Below are 16,853 nucleotides of genomic sequence, written 5' to 3'. Positions count from 1 at the left end.
ATGGATACCGTAAACACTAAGCAGCTACTGCTCAATCTGTACGGGTTGATGATGGAGATAAATTTACATCAGGAAGATGCTGATGTTCTGGAAGATCTACGTGCATCTCCAGACGATCAGATCGATCGACATTTATTGAAGATTAAACAGCTCAGTGCAAGGCTGCGAGCGAAGGCATATAGATTAAGGTTTGAGAAGGCAATTAAACAAATAAGGATCTTAAAGGAAAGAGGCATTGATGAGATAAAGAAACTCTTATCGCCGGAAGAACAACTGCAGCTTCGGCCACTGTTCAATAAGTTTACTGAATTAACCGTGGAAGATGAAGCCGCAATTTTAGAAGATCAGGAAATATTACAGCTTATTGAAATATTAAAAGACCGGCTTGATGATACACTCGATGATCAGCCCTGAGCACGCTGCAATAAGCCTTCATGCAAATATAGGATGGGCGCGTCCATCTGACTTTTCTGTGGAGGAGATAGCTAACTCACTTGGGCTGATAGTGAAGGAGGTCCCAATGAAGGGTGCGGACGGGCGCATACTAATGAAAGGCAATTCAGGCATAATATCTATTCGTGATAACATCACTCACCCTGGAAGAAAAAATTTTGTTATTGCCCATGAAATTGGACATTTCCAATGCCACAAACATCTATCCCACCTTTACTCTGACACCCATAAAACATTGACAGAATGGTATGCTACAGGTCCACAAGAAAAAGAAGCTAACCGTTTTGCTGCTGAATTGTTGATGCCTGCTTCGCTATTCAAAACTAAAACTATTGGAAACCGATTAAATCTTGGCTTCATACAGGAAATGAGTAATTTCTTCGGAGTATCTATATTGGCCTGCTTTCTTCGTTTTGTGAATCAAGGTAACTATCCGGTGATGGTTGTTTTTATGGAGGATGGAATAATCAGATGGAAGCAGGAATCTGATGACTTTCCTTATAAGTTTCTTGAGTATGGTTCCCCTGTACCTGCTTTCACGGTTGCGGGCGACTATTTTAAATATGGTCGTATTGAGCAGGCACCTGAGAAGGTAAAAGCCATGGATTGGTTTCCTGATTCTTGGAGGCTACGGTATGAACCCAATGCGGAGTTATACGAGCAATCTTATAAAGTATCAGGCAATGGACTTGTCTCTTGTCTATGGAGTTAATTTTGTAGATTGAGGTAGAATCTTCTTAAAAAACGTGTTGTCACTTAAGGAAGTGCAAATTCACTACAACCCGACTTTTCTAAAATCAACATCTTTTATTCCTTCTATTATCTCTGTCAGGCTTATCTCATAATAAGCACTCGTAGTTTCCTCCTTTTCATGTCCTAACATTCGAGACAATACAGGGCGTTGTACACCATACCTTATTTACAACTGTGAATTCGTGAATCGCCCCATTTTGTTGATGACCTTTCTGTTCCAGTCTAACATCTTTGGCCCCGAAATAACCTTCAAATTTCTATTGAAAACCTGATCCTCTTTGAGAAATTCTCTCTTCAACAAGAATGGCACTTTTTTGTCTGTTTCCTTATATGAATTTAAGATTTCGATAGCATGTGGAAATTTCCAAAGTGGGATGATTGAAAAATTATCATTCTTTCGTCGCTTGGTATACAGGTAATATCCAAATTGATGATCTTCTCTTAAATCTTCTTTTCTTAATTTTTTTAGATCACTATAATACAACCCAGAATAAATCAAAAGAAGAAACATATCCCGGTCCCTTTCATACACTACTTCGTTTGACAAAAACTCGTATTTCTTCCAGGCAATAATTTCATGCACCTCTAAGTATTCCTTTTTAGGTTTTATCATTTTGTGTTTAACACCAATAAAAAGTTGCCTTTCATGTTCTCGATTAATTTGACCTTGCAACCTTGCCCAATAGACAACTTTTTTATAGACATTAAAATAACCTCGTATAGTTGATGCGGACAAGCTCAATTTTTCGCGTGCAAATTTTTTGAGCCTCATAAACAACTCCGTAGTTAATTCATGAAAGTCCAGATTTGAATTGAATTTCTGGAGTACAAGCAATGCGGCTTCGTATCTTTTGAGTGTTCCAGCAACAAGGAGTTCCGGCGGATCTTTTATCACTTTTGAAAAGTATACATTGAAATTATCGCCGCTATATTCGCCTCGCAGTTCTCTGAATATGTCGGTAAAAGTGAGTTGTTTGCAATTGGAAAAATATCTTTTCTGCAAATCAATAAGCTTTCTAAGTGTACAATCAATTTTTTCATTGATTTCGTTAGAAAATTCATGATTATTTTTTACCCACCTGCCATATTTCCCAGACCATTGATGCTTCCCAACTTTCTTGGGTACTTTTACTTCAAAATACTTACTGTTCTGGTTAAACGTAATTCGAATATGAATAGAATATTTCCCGTTCTTGTTATTTGCATTTCTGTAGTTAAAAACCACATTAAACGTCGGGAAATTCATAGTAGAATTTGATAAAAATGAGGGCAAAAAACGTAAAACAAAGTGCAAAAAAAAGTGCAAATAGATCAACACTAAATTTACGGTTAGACATCAGAGTTAATAAATGTCTTATAGGTAAGATACTAAGAATAAGCGGGAAACAAAATTTGGCAGAAGAAACGAGTAGGTCAGAAATGAAAAAAACCTTTTTTATTCTTTTGTCTTACTTGTTTGAATTTCAGTAAGTTATTAAGAATAAAAAAAGGTTCGCTTTTTTTAGTTGCCCAACATGGATTCGAACCACGACACTCAGAACCAGAACCTGATGTACTACCCTTATACTATTGGGCAAGGATGTCTGTAAAGACGGCTGCAATATTACGAAACATTTCCGTTCTTTCCAAAACTTATAGCATGTAATGGTCGGAATCGAAGTAGGCGCCGTAAGCTTTGATCCGGGATTGGGATTGACGGCATTCCTCTGGTAATGTTTGTACTTACGTAATACATTACATTTCAAACAGCCGGAAAATCTTCTCAGCCATCCACCCCGACATTCCGCCCTGATGCGTGTTTCCCGAGATGTTTGCGCGGGTACTTTTGCGCGCAAATCATCATCAAATGAAACGATTCCGTTTAATGACCTGCGCCGCGCTGGCTGCGTGCGTGGCATGCTCCAAAAGTGGCGACAAGCCCGCCGGTCCCGACAATTCCAGCGGCGGACCACTCCCCATTCCTACCGTCGTAACCGTCCCCCCGCTCCGGGGCGACACCACGATTTCCATGAACGCCAATACCAATTACGCCATCGCCCTCCGCGGCCTCCCCTCCGTGCGCCCCGTTTTCCCCAAACTGCCGGCCATTCCGCGAAAGGTTCGGGGCTACGTCACCGACGCATCGGGACGGCCTATTGAAGGCGCCGCTTTGGGATTGCTTAAAAAAGTATCCGGATATCAGCAACTGGTGACCACCACCACCAACGACAAAGGCTATTATGAGATCGAATTCGAAGGCGCGGCCGAGTTCCAGCACGCTTATGCGGTGATCGATTACGTCGGGAAGCCTGTACCCATCAGCCTTTTCGCAGCAGACAGCACGGCCAGCGTTTACACCTACGATAAAGGCGGTGTGGAAAACTGGATGGCGCTCAGCTACGGCACTGCCGATCCCGACGATGCGCAACATCGCCCCTGGTATTCCAACAATTACTTCGGCGGTTCCATCTTTCTGAACTGGGATGTATGGGAAGACCGCTGGAGCCCGGAAGGCGCCTTGCCGATGAACGGCGAAATCATCATCAAACTGACGCCCGCCGGCGGGATGCTGTACAACGAAACACGGACATTCACCATCCGGCAGAGAATCGGGGACAAATTCCTCGATTGCAGCATCAACAACCTGCCGATCGGAATCTATAAAATCGAGGCGAAACTGGCGGATGGAAGGGTGTTGAAGTTGAAAAGGCACGGCCCCTATTCTTCCGACACCTACGGCCTGCAATACGACGAAGGAACGAAGGCCTGGTACGTGGCTTTCGTTCCGGGTTATAACGGCGCGAGCAAGCCCAAGCCCAATCGCGGCGAGTGGGACCAGGCGAATGTGCACGTTCAATTGTAAAGCCCGGTATAAAAAGCGACCGGTATCCTGCGTGTGCGGGATACCGGTCGTCATATTTCAACACGGAGCGTGTTAGATTTTCTGTTTGTTTTGTTGCGGGCGGCCGTGCCATTTCCGCTTCTGCTGGTTTTTACGGCCAGCCCCCTGTTGGGAGGATGACTGGCGCAACTGAACGGCGGGCGCTTCGGGAGCGGGCCCTTCCGCAGCAGGGAACGGATGATCGCTGACAACGGGGATCTGCTGCTTGATCAGCTTCACGATGTCTTTCACATACGGCCTTTCTTCGTCTTCGCAGAACGAAAGCGCGATACCGCTGGCGCCGCCGCGACCGGTACGGCCGATACGGTGCACGTAGGTTTCGGGCACGTTAGGGATTTCGAAGTTGATGACATGCGACAGGTTGTCGACATCAATACCGCGGGCGGCGATGTCGGTAGCCACCAGTACCCGGATGCGGCCCGCCTTGAAATCGGTGAGGGCGCGCTGACGCGAGTTTTGGGATTTGTCGCCATGGATGGCGCTGGCGGTTACGTCTGCCTTGTTCAGTTCCTTGGCTACACGATCGGCACCGTGCTTGGTGCGGGTGAAGACGAGAGCGCTCACGATGGAGGGGTCTTTCAGCACATGCACCAGCAACTTGCGTTTGCTGGCCTTATCGGTGTAGTAGAGCTTTTGTTCCACTTTTTCCGCAGTGGAGGAAACGGGCGTTACGGCTACTTTTTCCGGGTTGGAAAGGATGGAATTGGCCAGACCGGCGATTTCGTCGGGCATGGTGGCGGAGAAGAACAGGGTTTGCCTTTTCTGCGGGAGCTTGGTGATCACGCGTTTTACGTCGTGAATGAAGCCCATGTCGAGCATCCGGTCGGCTTCGTCGAGCACGAACTGGCGGATGTAGTGCAGGTTGATGTGGCCCTGTTGCCATAAATCAAGCAGGCGGCCGGGCGTGGCGATGAGGATATCGGTGCCGCGCTTCAGCCCATCGATCTGCGCCTGGGCGGACACGCCGCCGAAGATCACGAGATGACGGATGCCTGTATGAACGCCATAGTCACGGATATTCTCCGCGATCTGGATAGCCAATTCGCGGGTAGGCGTGAGAATGAGCGTTTTGATATGACGGTCGGGCGCCTGGGCGGCCTGTTTTTCCTTGTACAAAAGCTGCAGGATCGGAATAGCGAATGCCGCGGTTTTTCCGGTACCCGTCTGGGCGCACGCCAGCAGGTCACGCTTTTCCAGCACAACGGGGATCGCCTGTTCCTGGATGGGAGTAGGTGTAGTATAGCCTTGTGTTTCCAGTGCGCGTAATATGGGTGTAATGAGGCCTAATTTCTCGAATGACAAATGATATGATTTAATGTAAGATTGATAACATCCTGGATGTCAAATTAAAGAGAAGGAAAGCTCGAATTGTATTTCCAGGAGCATAAAAAAACTTTACAAAGATACGGAAAATCCGGCAATGCAGCTATTTTGCATTAGTTATGTTTGTTATACATCCCGGCGGCGATTATTTCCGCTCCGTCCGAAATGCCTTGGTTTACCCTCAGGGAAAGGGTAGATTCGGCTACTTTAATCCATGTTTTGAATGAAAACCAGCAACCTCTTGTTACTCTTCGCAGCTATTTTCATATTCAGCTGCTCAAAAAAATCCGATCCCCCGAAACCGGACGAACCGCCGCCGCCGGCGCCGGTCGCCAACATCACCAAAGTAGTGAAAGGCTACCTGTTGAAAGCCTGCGACATATCCCTGGTGCCGGGAGGGAATTTTCGCATCAATTACCAATGGAATGCGGATAGTTCATTGAAAAAATATTCGGCCGTCAACCCTGCCACGCAGGCCGAAACGGCCGTCGACTTTCATTACGACAACGGGATGCTGTCGCGCATTTCCACGCAGAACTCTCTTTCAGAAGGCGTTTACGTTTTCAAGGACGGCAAAGTTGACCGCATTACCAGCCGCCACCTCATCAATCCCACCGGCAGAAATTACTACTTTACCTATAATGCCGATGGTACCGTGGCGCGCATTCGGTATTACCTGTATAACGAAGCCGGCGAACAGCTGCAGCAGGAAGTAACCTACGCCTGGGATGCCAGCAAACGCCCCACCGTTATCACCAACACCCAGCCCAACGGCCACGTGCGCATCATCCGCATCGAAGCCTGGAGCGATCCTTTCCTGTTCAGCCCATGGATTTTCTCCGAATCCGAGATGGACCTGGAAAACTACGAGCTGTTCAATGTGCCCCTGCTATTCCACCTCGACCGCATGCCCTCGCGTTTCACCGAGCACACGAAACCCGCCGGCGGAACGGAAACGCTGATCCGGCGGTGGGAGCTGAATTACACCATCCAGCAGGAAAAACTGACTTTCCGCCGTGCGCAGGTGACCTATATCGGCGATCCTCAACTGAACAGGACCGTCGAGCATACCTTTCATTACTGATGCATTCGACATACGGGGGTTGACCAAAAAAAGGTCAGATGAAGGCGCTGAGAATCGTGTAAACGATATTCGGCTTCCATCAGGTACCCGAATAAAAAAGGGCTGACCATTACTTTTTGGTCAGCCCCGTATCAGGTGTTCCCAGTTATTCCGCCAACAGATAAATCGCGATGACGGCCAGGCATAAGCCGGTGATGATAACAATGGAAGGCACCACGCCGTACAGCAGCAGCGACAGGATGATGGTGATCACCGGCGCGAGGGCTGTGGCCGGCGTCACGATGATCGCTTTGCCATACCGCATCGCGTACACGAGCGTCAGCGCGCCGATGGCATTGAGCACCTGAATCACGACGGCGAGGCCCGGGCCTTTCCATCCCCAGTTCACGGGCTTGCTCCAATCGGTCATCCAGATGGCAATGGGGATCAGCATCACGCCGCTTACCATCATGTAAAAGAAAATACTTTCGGCGCTCATCGTGGCGTTGGCTTTCTTCATCACGAATGCCTGAACGCCCCAGAGCAGGAACACGCCGATAGCGAGGACGAGCCATTGCCATCCGCGGGCATGGGTGGCCGATGGCGGCATGTAGGAAAGCAGGAGAATTGCCAGTAGCGCGATCCCGATGCCGATCCAATGGCGGCGGCCGGTGCGCTCGCCGAGGTAGAAAACAGACAACAGCACGGTGATCACGGGGTACAACGAGATGATGGGAAAAACGATGTAGGCGGGGCCGTCGCGCAGTGCCTGGAAAAGGATAAGCTGCCCGCCCGCGCCGGAGAGCCCCACGATGCCGCCGTTAAAGACAGACCGTGCGTCGGTATTGACTCTCCAGCCGGTTACCGATAAGGCTACGATGGCACAGGGGATCATGGTAAGCGCCCAAACGGCGTATCCTAACGTGGCCGGAAAACCGTTTTTCTCCGGAATTTCGATAAAGGCTCCCCATACGCCCCAAAACAACGTTGTGATCAGGGTGTAGAGCTGCCAGGTTTTAATTTTCAACCTGTGGAATTTTAAAGGAATTGAAAGCTAGACGATAATCACCGTGATGCCTGCATTCTCCAGTTTTTTCCGGTCTTCCGCGGGGATTTCGGAATCGGTTACCACAATATCCACTTCACTGACGGGAGAAATGAAAGCAAAGCTCCTGCGGTGGAACTTGCTGGAATCGGCCACCACAACAACTTGCTTGGACATGCCGATCATCACGCGGTTCAGGTGGGCTTCTTCGACGTTGGGCGTGGAAAGCCCGTGGTCGCTGCTGAAGCCATCGACAGCGAGAAATAATTTATCGCAGAAAAAGTTCTTGAAGTTTTCCTCCGCTGCGCCGCCAACGAGGCTCAGGGAGTTTTTACGCAGGAAGCCGCCGGGAATGATTACGTTGGCATTCTGATGGTCGGCCATCTGGTTGGCGACGTTCAGCGCGTTGGTGATCACGGTAAGGTCTTGCACATGCCCCAGGTTCCGGGCGATCTCCATGGTGGTGGTACCGGAATCGAGAATGATGGTATCCCCGTCTTCCACCAATGCCGCAGCCGCTTTCCCAATCCGCTTCTTTTCGTCGAGGTGCTGCTTGTTCTTGTCGGACAAAGCCACATCCATGCCTACACGATCGATTTTGATCGCGCCTCCGCGGGCCCTGATGAGCATGTTCTTCTGCTCGAGCCTGATGAGATCGTTACGGATAGTCACTTCGCTGACCAGCAGTTCGGAAGCCAGCGACGGCACATCCACCTGTCCGTGCTTTTCCAGCTTCTCGAGAATAACGGCCCTGCGGCCTACCGTAGAGTTTTTCTTTAAGTCCACCTTAACAATTTTAGATGCGTTCTGGATTTTTTCACGGTCCCGCCGCTGGCGGAACGCTTTCATTACACCCCGATAATATTACCGTTTTATAATGAAATGAAAAAATATTGTGGAAAAATAAGAAAAAAATAGAAACAAAAACGAAAAATAAGATTAAATAAATTTTGCAAAAGGTTTTACAATTTATACATTTGTTACGAAACGAAACGAAATTAGCATAACAAGAAAAAATAAACCTATGGCCAGCAGCCATGCAGATCAAATAGAAGAACAGCTGATATTCGGAAGGCCGGGTAAAGAATGGCAGGAACTGCGCGGCGGCCTTACAGCCCGGGAAATCCACCAACAACCCCAACTTTGGGAGAACACCTGGCAACTCGTCCAAAGCCGCCGGGATTCGATCCAGCAATTCCTGAACGGCGTCTTCCGCCACCCCGACCTCGAAATCATCCTCACCGGCGCCGGCAGCTCGGCATTCATCGGCGTAATCCTCGAAGGCGCCTTCCAGCAACATACCGGGCGAAAAACCTCCGCCTACGCCACCACCGACCTGCTGACGCATCCCCAACTGCACTTCCGGAAAAATAAACCCGTACTGCTCGTTTCCTTCGCCCGCTCGGGCAACAGCCCCGAAAGCGAAGCAGCCGTCCAGCTCGCTAACCGGTACTGTGACACCGTTTACCACCTCATCATCACCTGCAGCGCCAGCGGACAACTCGTGCAAAGCCAGCATATCCATCCCGGGTACGTCTTTCTCCTGCCCGCCGAATCCAACGATCAGGGACTGGCCATGACCGGCAGCTTCACCTCGATGCTGCTCGCGGGGCTCCTCATCGCCCGCATCCGCGAGCTCGACCGGCTGCAACCGCAACTGGAACGCCTCGTGCGCTACGGCCGCAAAATCCTCGATAATTACTCCCATTCATTACAACATATCGCAGGCATGCCATTCGACCGGACCGTTTTCCTCGGCTCCGGCCCATTGTACGGCGCGGCCATGGAATCGCACCTGAAAGTGCAGGAACTGACCGACGGAAAGACCATCTGCAAATACGACTCCTTCCTCAGCTTCCGCCATGGCCCCAAGGTCGTCATCACCCCTTCCACCCTGCTGGTTTACCTCTGCTCAAACGACCCTTATGTGGCGCAATACGAGCTGGATCTCGTCAAATCCATCCACGTGGGAGAAAGAGGCATGCACCGCATCGCCGTCAGCGAAAACGACAACGACTGCATGCAATTTTCCGATACCCGATTGGTGTTGAATAATGATGCCGAACGGCTGGAGGAAGCATTCCTCGCGATCTGCCATGTATTGCCGGCCCAACTGATCGGCTTTTTCAAATCCCTTTCGCTGGGATTGCACCCGGATTCGCCGTCGCTGAACGGAACGATCACACGGGTGGTGCAGGGGGTAACGATTTACAACTGGCCGGGGCCGCAAACGGATTAACAAAGAATCAACAGCTTGGAAACTTTCCGGTGTAAACGAATTGATACATTTACGCCAAAAACAACAGCAGATGCAAGCAACCTCCCATACATACGACGTAATCGTTGTCGGCGAACTGAATATAGACCTGATTCTTAACCAGCTCAACGAAATGCCCGTTACCGGCCGCGAGATTTTTGCGGGCGACATGGCGCTTACACTCGGCAGTTCGGCGGCCATCCTGGCCAGCAATCTCAGCAGCTTTGGCGCGAAAGTGGCATTCATCGGTAAAATCGGGACCGACATTTTCGGTCAGGTTGTGATCGATCACCTGGAAAAAGCCGGCGTACATGCCGATATGATCATCCGCGACAGCTCGCTTACCACCGGCGCCAGCATTGGCCTGCAACACAACGGCGACCGCGGCATGGTCACCTACCCCGGCGCGATGGCGCATTTTTCGATAGACGATATTCCGCTCCACCGCCTGCAGGAAGCCCGGCACCTTCACTTTTCTTCTTACTTCTTCCAGCCCGGCATGCAGCCGCACCTGGCCAATCTCTTCCGGACGGCCAAAATGATGGGGCTCACCACATCATTCGACATGCAAACCGATCCTGAACACCGTTGGGACATCAACTACGCCGCCATTCTTCCCTATGTCGATATTTTCTTTCCCAACGAAAATGAGTTAATGCAAATCACCCGGAAGGAAAGCCTGGAAGCCGCCATCGAAGAAGTTTCCGCACTGGTACCGGTTTTAGCGTTGAAATTGGGCGCCAGCGGCTCCGTTACGGTTTGCAATGGGGAGACGATCTCCCAGCCCGCGTTCCACGCCGGCAACCTGGTAGACGCCATCGGCGCGGGCGACAGCTTCAATGCCGGATTCCTCTTAAAATTCCTGGAAAACGCACCCATCTCCGAATGCCAGGCGTATGGCAACATCGCCGGAGCGATTTCCACTACCGCAGCGGGCGGCACTTCCGCATTCCACGAACAAAAAAGTCTCGATCAATATGCAAAAGAAACATTCGCCTACCCAGGTGCCGGCATTACATGAACAGCTACAGCACTGTCACTCCAACGGAGGCGCGCTCCTCGCCATTAATTTCTACAATTTCGAAACGCTGAAAGGCATCATCCGTTCCGCTACCGAAGCCGATTCTCCCGTCATTCTCCAACTCACCCGCAGCTCCATCGAATACATCGGCCTCAAACCTGCCGTACAAATGGCAAGAGCCATGCTACAAGACAACGGCATTACCGGCTGGCTGCACCTCGACCACTCCGACTCCTACGACCTCATCCACGCTTGCCTCGACGCCGGTTTTGATTCCGTAATGATCGACGCCAGCGAAAAATCCTTCGAAGAAAACGTCGCCGTCACCCGGCGCGTCGTGGAACTCGCCGAGCGTTACCACGCCCATGTGGAAGCCGAGCTGGGATATGTGGCCAAACTGGGGCAATCCAAAGAAATCACCGGATTCACCGAGCCCTGGCAGGCCGCGCAATTCGTAGAAGCCACAGGCGTCCACGCCCTCGCCATCGCCATCGGATCCGCACATGGTTTTTATACCGCCGAACCGCGGCTGGACATGGAAAGGCTCAGCGCCATTCACGAAAGCACACCTGCCAGCCTCGTACTCCACGGATCTTCCGGCATCCCGCACCCCATGCTCCAGGAAGCCATCCGGCGCGGCATTTCGAAGATCAACCTCGCCACAGAAATCAAGGACACCTTCATGAGAAAACTAAAATCCCTCCTGCGCGACAGCCCCGAAATCGATCTCCGCAAAGTATTTCCCCACGCCATTGATGCGGTGAGCGAGCTCGTAAAAGTCAAATTTGAAACCGTGAGGCCGCGCGCTTCCACCTACTAATAAAAAACCGCGCAGCCAAAGCCACGCGGTCTATCTTACTAAAGGCGATTGCCAAGCGGCATCACTACTGCCGCAACGCTTTATACCTCATCAAAGCCTCCAGGTAATAATAATCCGCATAAATCAGCGGCACATCCACCTCAATCCCTCCGGGCTTATGCCCCACACTATGCGCCAGCAGGAAATTCGCGGGCGGATCGTTGTACGCGGGGCCGGAAAGACTAACCAACATATCTTCCGCGGCCTTGAAATATTTCTCTGATTTCTCCTCGTCCATATAACCACTCAATTCCAGCAGCCCGCTGGCCACGATCGCCGCGGCGGAAGCATCCCGTTCTTCGTTGGGAATGTTCGGCGCCTTCAGGTCCCAGTAGAATATTTTATCGTCCGGCAGGTTGGGGTGGCTCAACAGGAAATCCGCGATATGCATGGCCTGATCCAGGTACTTCCTGTCCTGTGTTTCGCGGAACATCATCGTGTAGCCGTAGAGCGCCCAGGCCTGCCCGCGCGACCATACCGATTCATCTGCCGCGCCCTGATGCGTTTTCTGCGCCAGCACTTCGCCGTCGGGGCCATAGCACACCACATGATACGAACTAAAGTCGGGGCGGAAATGATTTTTCAGTGTAGCGTCCGCATGGCGGATGCTGATGTCGTGGTACCGGGGATCGTTGGTTTCGCGCGAAGCCCAGAAAAGGAAATCGAGATTCATCATATTGTCGATGATCACGGGGTAATCGAATTCCCGGAAAGTATCCCAGGAACGGATGACTCCTCTCGCGGAATCAAAGCGCGACGCGAGCGATGCGGCGCCCTGCAGCATGATGCGCCTGTACGCCGAATCCCCTGTAAGCCGGTAGCCGGCGCCGAATGGATAATAAATCATGAAACCGAGGTCGTGTGTGGTGGTATTGAATTGTTCCTTTTCTACCGCCATCGACCATTTATGCGCGGCGGCCTTCCACTTTTCATCTTTTGTGTAATCATACAACTGCCAGAGGGTGGCGGCGAAGAAACCACTGGTCCACCAGTCGGACGGCATATCGCGGAGCGAACTATCGGCGTTCAGGGAATGCGGGATTTTTCCCGTATCGGGATGGGCCTGCAACATCTTTTCATAACGCTGCAGCGCTACCTGCATCCTGGCATCGACATCGAGCGCGGGGCGCTTGCAGGCTGCAAAAAAGAGTGGCAGCAACAACAGCGTACATTTCATCAGTCTGATCATGTAATTGAATTGCGTATTTAATGATTTGGAAAGGTGATATAAGTTTGAAACAATGCTTCCAGCTGCGGCCCGCTCAGCGATCCATCATGCACGACAAGCCTGTATTTCAGCGTCCAGCCGTCGGGTGGGAGCAACCGGGGGATGCGCCCCGGGAAAACGGAATTCTGCATGCTTTTCTTCTCCCGGAGGATCCATGAAGTGGAAGCGGCCGTACTTTGCGGATGCACCAACAAAGTAACCCCGCTTTTCCTGCCCGTTTCGAACGAACCGGAAAAATCCATCCAGGCCGCCGCTTCAACCGTTTTTTCGCGGGCGGCAATTAGCCGGGAACCGGAGAGAAACGCAATATCCGGCGGCAGCGCGAGGCGCAGGCAGAATCCACCATAACCTTTCTCATCATTGGCGCCGCCGAGCGCAACACTATCCATCTTCGGTATCAACCGGATCGTAAAGTCAATCGCGCGGTAATGCGCGCTGGCCGGATGCACTATAATCGACGTATGCTCACGGATGATTTCCGGCTGGTGCGTGGCTCCCGTCAACAACCAACGTAATTCCGCATCGATGTACGCGTAACCGTGGCGCTTGCCGCTATTCACTTTTACCGGCTTAAACGAAATCCCTTCAGACATCCATCCATCCGCCACCGATTTCCCGCCCTGCATTACCTGGTGCCACGCCCAGTAGATCCCGCGATGATAGGGATGATCCGCAGGACCATCTTCCGTCAGTACCGCGCCATCCAGACTGTACAGCGGATGCACATATCCCGCCCGCTCGAAGGCACCACCGATTCGCAACGGCGCCGCCTGATAACCCATCACCCGTTTCCCCTTTTCCGAAATCAACACACCAGTTTCAGTCCGCTGCACCGACAGCGATGACCTGCAAGCAACAAGCGAAACAATCATTATTATTCCGATGCCTGTTCTCATTTTTTCAGGGATAAGACGATGACCGCATCCTTGTCCATCTTCACGGGCTTTTCAACATCGCCAGCTATAACGCGGTAAGGTTTTTCAGGGGTTTGCTGACCATCTTTCACCGAAAAAGATTCCAGGTAGCAAAAAGCCTGTCCTGCCGCATCCGTTTTCCCTTGCCACACCACCACATCCGCGCCATCTTTCACCACCACTTCCCTGTTTGCCGCCGGGCGCCCGTTCTTGTCGACCGTTTTCATATCCAGTTTCCATTGCACGGAAAACGAATGACCGGCACCGCCCATACGGATGGCAAACGTATCATTAACAATTCTATTCGAACGGATCACCACTTCTTTAGCCACACAATCGCGGCAGCCGTCGAAGCCCATCATAAATGGCTTATAATCCGGCAGCGCGCCCTTCGATTTTACGATGGTGTTGTTGGTGATGAGTGACCGGGATGCTCCGCCATACTTACCCGCGATCCAGATCGGAGGTACGTTGGAGGTGATGTGGTTGTCGTAGAATTTTCCACCGAAACCTTCCATTCCGCCGGTAATGAAGAATGCCGCGGCGAGGGTTTTGCTGCCGGGATCGGTATGTTCGATTACGATTTCGTTCCCGAAAATATCATTATCCCCCGCTGGCGCTGTAAAAAAAGGCCCACGACAGCGGAATATATTCCTTCGGATGCGGGAAATTGACCGCCGTGATATGAATCCTGTTATTGAAAACCCTGTTTCCATAAGCTCCGTTAGGCGCTCCGGGTTTGGCGCGGTAATCTGCGATGCGGATCGCATTGGCGCTGTACTCTTCCTTCCCGTATTCGCAGGTAGGCGGAGAAGTGCGGATTTTGATCGTATTGTTGAAGATGTCGATGTATTTTTTAGTGTAGATCTCAATACCGGAACCTCTTTCCGGCTCGATGTAATTATCGAAGATGCGGGAACTGTCGCCCATGGCCATGATACTGTAGTGATTGGTAACGGCCTGGCGGTTGTAGAATTTGTTGTGATGAATATCGGAATGTTTCCCTTTAAAAACAAGGCAACCCTGTCCGCCGAAGAATTCCGAAAACGACACCTGCGAAGCCTGTTTCCCCCGCAGATCCACGCCATAGAAATTACTGCCGTGGCGATTAATGAGCAACGGATTGGTGACATCGAAACGGCAGCTGGTGATAGTAGCGTTTGTCACATCCACGGCGATGGCATTGATGCCGGACGTGGTGATGGAAACGTTGCTCAAAACCAAGCGCACATCTTCTGCGGAAGATTGAATCCCCCAGGAAATGGCGCCTTCCGAACCGCTTTCGATCCGGCCGTTCCGGATATTCACCACGCCTCTCCCCATTGCCACCGGTATACCCGCCAGGGGCCTTCCGGAGGCGGGATCGGCGGTATAATCGAAGAATGCCGCAAACTGGGATTGGTAGAGATGATCGTAATGCCCCCGCGCCCAGGTTTCCCCGACTATCCCCACGCCGACGTCCTGCGTGGGACGAATATCGATTTCATCCACCAGGCAATCCGTATCGGCCCGCACCCGCACCCTGTATTTCCCCGCCGGCAAACCCTGGAGATGTGCAAACACGAAACCTCCGCCCAGCCTGGGACTGCGCTTTTCCACGGGTGCGCTCACCATCGCGGTATCCCTGTATGTAGTGGTACATGTTACTTCCCGGCCCTGTTCATCTTCCACAAACACGCTTACCTTCATTTCATTGCGCACATCACCTTTCATTTGCGGATCATGAAAATGCCATCCCGTTACCCCGCACATCGCGATATAAGAACGGTTCGCCACCGGCAGATGCACGTAACCCGAGCGGATTTCATCGCCCGCGTTCAGCCGCAGCAATTTTTCGCCGACGAATACATGCACATCCGCCGTATTCTCTATTTTCGCGCCCGGGGCGGCAGCTACATCCCATCCTTTCAATCCTTCCTCAAAACCCCGGTTGGCAATATGCCCATACCCGGCATCCGCATACCGGATGGTGTATCCGTTCAGATCCAGCGTTACATCCTTCCCAAGGAAAATCGCGCTTCTTTCCGCTACCACATCGCGGGTGAGCACATAGGTGCGGCCCGGTTCGGCGTAATTACCCGGCCCTGAAACCGGAATTTCCCCCGGAAGCAGCTCCCGGTGCGGTACCGGCGAATATTGCGCCGCCGAAACGGTTGCTGCGCATACACCAAGACAGCAAACAAAGCTCCGGATCATCAAAAACGTGGCATTCATTCAATTACAATTTATCGTTTTCCGACTAAATAAACCAGGTATGGCGCCATCAGGAGAAAAGGAATTACCCAGATCGCCCAATAAGAAAATTTCTCGAAAGGATTATTCACGTTGTACACATGCTTGTGCTTTCCGAAAATGTCCACCATCAGCTCCGTGGTATACGGCTCTTTGGCTTCGGGATAATACAACGCCGCCATTTGCGCGTAAGGCGCGCGCGCCAGCTCCGGGTCGGCCGTAAGCGCCGCTGTGTCGTGAGGCACCGCCACACCGAAATCAGGGTCCAGGATCAGGGCGGTTTTGTCGTTCAGCTCCGCGCGCACCACCACATGGCGGCCGCCCACGTCCAGCAACTCGGCTTTAATACCGTTCTTCAGCAAGTAACCCTTCAACACGATGGAATGCCCGGAACAAACGCCCACACCTCTTTCCAGGCCCTTCTTATAATCCGTGAACTCATATCTTTCATATTTCTCCGGCTTCACGTACGACGCACCGAATAACAGGTAATTCTCCCAAACGGGCACGCGCATGTTGAATTTATCGATCCCCTCGCGCTTCCAGTAATGCGCGAAACCGTCGTGGATCACACTATTGATGCGCACTGCGTAGTCGTGCTCAGATTCACCCGGCTGCTTTTCCAGCTGCTCCTGAATTTCCGGGTATTTGATCTTCACATCACCGATCCTGTTTTTGATCGTGTGCTCCAGCGTATATAATTCCGGGTTACGCATCGATTTAAACAACCCGAAAATGTTGATGCACAGGAGCAACAGTCCGGCAGCGAATAACACGAGGAATATTTTCTTTTTCATGTCTGATAGTTTTATTGTGGAACGGTT

Annotated in this window: 16 protein-coding genes and 1 tRNA gene; 7 read left to right on the top strand and 10 right to left on the bottom strand. The window is 51.3% G+C overall.

Annotated features, from left to right (window positions below):
- Positions 1-414: a hypothetical protein gene (locus WJU16_RS19090; protein WP_341835013.1), complete on the top strand. Its 414-nt coding sequence runs from the start codon at positions 1-3 to the stop codon at positions 412-414.
- Complete coding sequence (locus WJU16_RS19085; protein ID WP_341835012.1) at positions 389-1,165, top strand: ImmA/IrrE family metallo-endopeptidase; 777 nt, start codon at positions 389-391, stop codon at positions 1,163-1,165. Before WJU16_RS19090 ends, WJU16_RS19085 begins: the two co-directional genes overlap by 26 nt.
- A 207-nt stretch (positions 1,166-1,372) precedes the next feature.
- On the opposite strand, the gene WJU16_RS19080 is transcribed toward WJU16_RS19085, so the two are convergent.
- On the bottom strand, positions 1,373-2,452 hold the full coding sequence (locus WJU16_RS19080; RefSeq protein WP_341835011.1) for a phage integrase SAM-like domain-containing protein: 1,080 nt from the start codon (positions 2,450-2,452) through the stop codon (positions 1,373-1,375).
- 259 nt (positions 2,453-2,711) lie between these two features.
- Positions 2,712-2,782: transfer RNA gene (locus WJU16_RS19075), tRNA-Gln, on the bottom strand.
- A 270-nt stretch (positions 2,783-3,052) separates the two neighbouring features.
- On the opposite strand from WJU16_RS19075, the gene WJU16_RS19070 reads away from it, so the two are divergent.
- Positions 3,053-4,048 carry a carboxypeptidase-like regulatory domain-containing protein gene (locus WJU16_RS19070; RefSeq protein WP_341835010.1) on the top strand — a complete coding sequence of 332 codons (996 nt, stop codon included), beginning with the start codon at positions 3,053-3,055 and terminating at the stop codon, positions 4,046-4,048.
- Between the two features lie 72 nt (positions 4,049-4,120).
- Here the strand turns inward: WJU16_RS19070 and WJU16_RS19065 are convergent, their stop codons facing one another.
- Positions 4,121-5,389, bottom strand: a complete 1,269-nt coding sequence (locus WJU16_RS19065) for a DEAD/DEAH box helicase (RefSeq protein ID WP_341835009.1) — start codon at positions 5,387-5,389, stop codon at positions 4,121-4,123.
- A gap of 244 nt (positions 5,390-5,633) precedes the next feature.
- Between WJU16_RS19065 and WJU16_RS19060 the strand changes: the two genes are divergently transcribed.
- Positions 5,634-6,494 carry a hypothetical protein gene (locus WJU16_RS19060; protein WP_341835008.1) on the top strand — a complete coding sequence of 287 codons (861 nt, stop codon included), beginning with the start codon at positions 5,634-5,636 and terminating at the stop codon, positions 6,492-6,494.
- 145 nt (positions 6,495-6,639) lie between these two features.
- On the opposite strand, the gene WJU16_RS19055 is transcribed toward WJU16_RS19060, so the two are convergent.
- Together WJU16_RS19055 and agaR are read right to left on the bottom strand one after the other, a co-directional pair.
- On the bottom strand, positions 6,640-7,500 hold the full coding sequence (locus WJU16_RS19055; RefSeq protein WP_341835007.1) for a DMT family transporter: 861 nt from the start codon (positions 7,498-7,500) through the stop codon (positions 6,640-6,642).
- A 27-nt stretch (positions 7,501-7,527) separates the two neighbouring features.
- Entirely contained in the window at positions 7,528-8,304 is a 777-nt protein-coding gene (agaR, locus tag WJU16_RS19050) for a transcriptional repressor AgaR (protein ID WP_298715278.1), read from the bottom strand.
- Between the two features lie 238 nt (positions 8,305-8,542).
- Here agaR and WJU16_RS19045 point away from each other — a divergent pair, with 238 nt between their 5' ends.
- From WJU16_RS19045 to WJU16_RS19035, 3 genes are all read left to right on the top strand, one after another.
- Positions 8,543-9,757, top strand: coding sequence for an SIS domain-containing protein (locus WJU16_RS19045; protein ID WP_341835006.1), 1,215 nt, complete (start codon positions 8,543-8,545; stop codon positions 9,755-9,757).
- Between the two features lie 70 nt (positions 9,758-9,827).
- Positions 9,828-10,796: a carbohydrate kinase family protein gene (locus WJU16_RS19040; RefSeq protein WP_341835005.1), complete on the top strand. Its 969-nt coding sequence runs from the start codon at positions 9,828-9,830 to the stop codon at positions 10,794-10,796.
- A complete protein-coding gene (locus tag WJU16_RS19035) occupies positions 10,753-11,616 on the top strand; it encodes a class II fructose-bisphosphate aldolase (RefSeq protein WP_341835004.1) in 864 nt (287 codons plus the stop codon). The genes WJU16_RS19040 and WJU16_RS19035 overlap by 44 nt, the downstream gene beginning before the upstream one ends.
- Before the next feature lie 64 nt (positions 11,617-11,680).
- On the opposite strand, the gene WJU16_RS19030 is transcribed toward WJU16_RS19035, so the two are convergent.
- The 5 genes from WJU16_RS19030 to WJU16_RS19010 all read right to left on the bottom strand — a co-directional run bounded on the left by WJU16_RS19030 (position 11,681) and on the right by WJU16_RS19010 (position 16,826).
- Positions 11,681-12,844, bottom strand: a complete 1,164-nt coding sequence (locus tag WJU16_RS19030; protein ID WP_341835003.1) for a glycoside hydrolase family 88 protein — start codon at positions 12,842-12,844, stop codon at positions 11,681-11,683.
- Positions 12,845-12,861: 17 nt separating this feature from the next.
- The gene (locus tag WJU16_RS19025; protein WP_341838677.1) at positions 12,862-13,755 is read right to left on the bottom strand and encodes a DUF6807 family protein; all 894 of its coding nucleotides are present in this window, start codon (positions 13,753-13,755) and stop codon (positions 12,862-12,864) included.
- A gap of 20 nt (positions 13,756-13,775) precedes the next feature.
- Positions 13,776-14,315 carry a hypothetical protein gene (locus WJU16_RS19020; RefSeq protein ID WP_341835002.1) on the bottom strand — a complete coding sequence of 180 codons (540 nt, stop codon included), beginning with the start codon at positions 14,313-14,315 and terminating at the stop codon, positions 13,776-13,778.
- A gap of 85 nt (positions 14,316-14,400) precedes the next feature.
- Positions 14,401-16,011 carry a right-handed parallel beta-helix repeat-containing protein gene (locus tag WJU16_RS19015; RefSeq protein ID WP_341835001.1) on the bottom strand — a complete coding sequence of 537 codons (1,611 nt, stop codon included), beginning with the start codon at positions 16,009-16,011 and terminating at the stop codon, positions 14,401-14,403.
- An 11-nt stretch (positions 16,012-16,022) separates the two neighbouring features.
- Positions 16,023-16,826 (bottom strand): hypothetical protein, encoded by an 804-nt coding sequence (locus WJU16_RS19010; RefSeq protein ID WP_341835000.1) that lies wholly within the window; start codon positions 16,824-16,826, stop codon positions 16,023-16,025.
- Between the last annotated feature and the right edge of the window lie 27 nt (positions 16,827-16,853).

Origin of the sequence: Chitinophaga pollutisoli (assembly GCF_038396755.1) — a bacterium.
In the GTDB taxonomy this organism is placed as follows: Bacteria; Bacteroidota; Bacteroidia; order Chitinophagales; family Chitinophagaceae; genus Chitinophaga; species Chitinophaga pollutisoli.
This window is presented reverse-complemented; position numbering and strand designations above follow the sequence as displayed.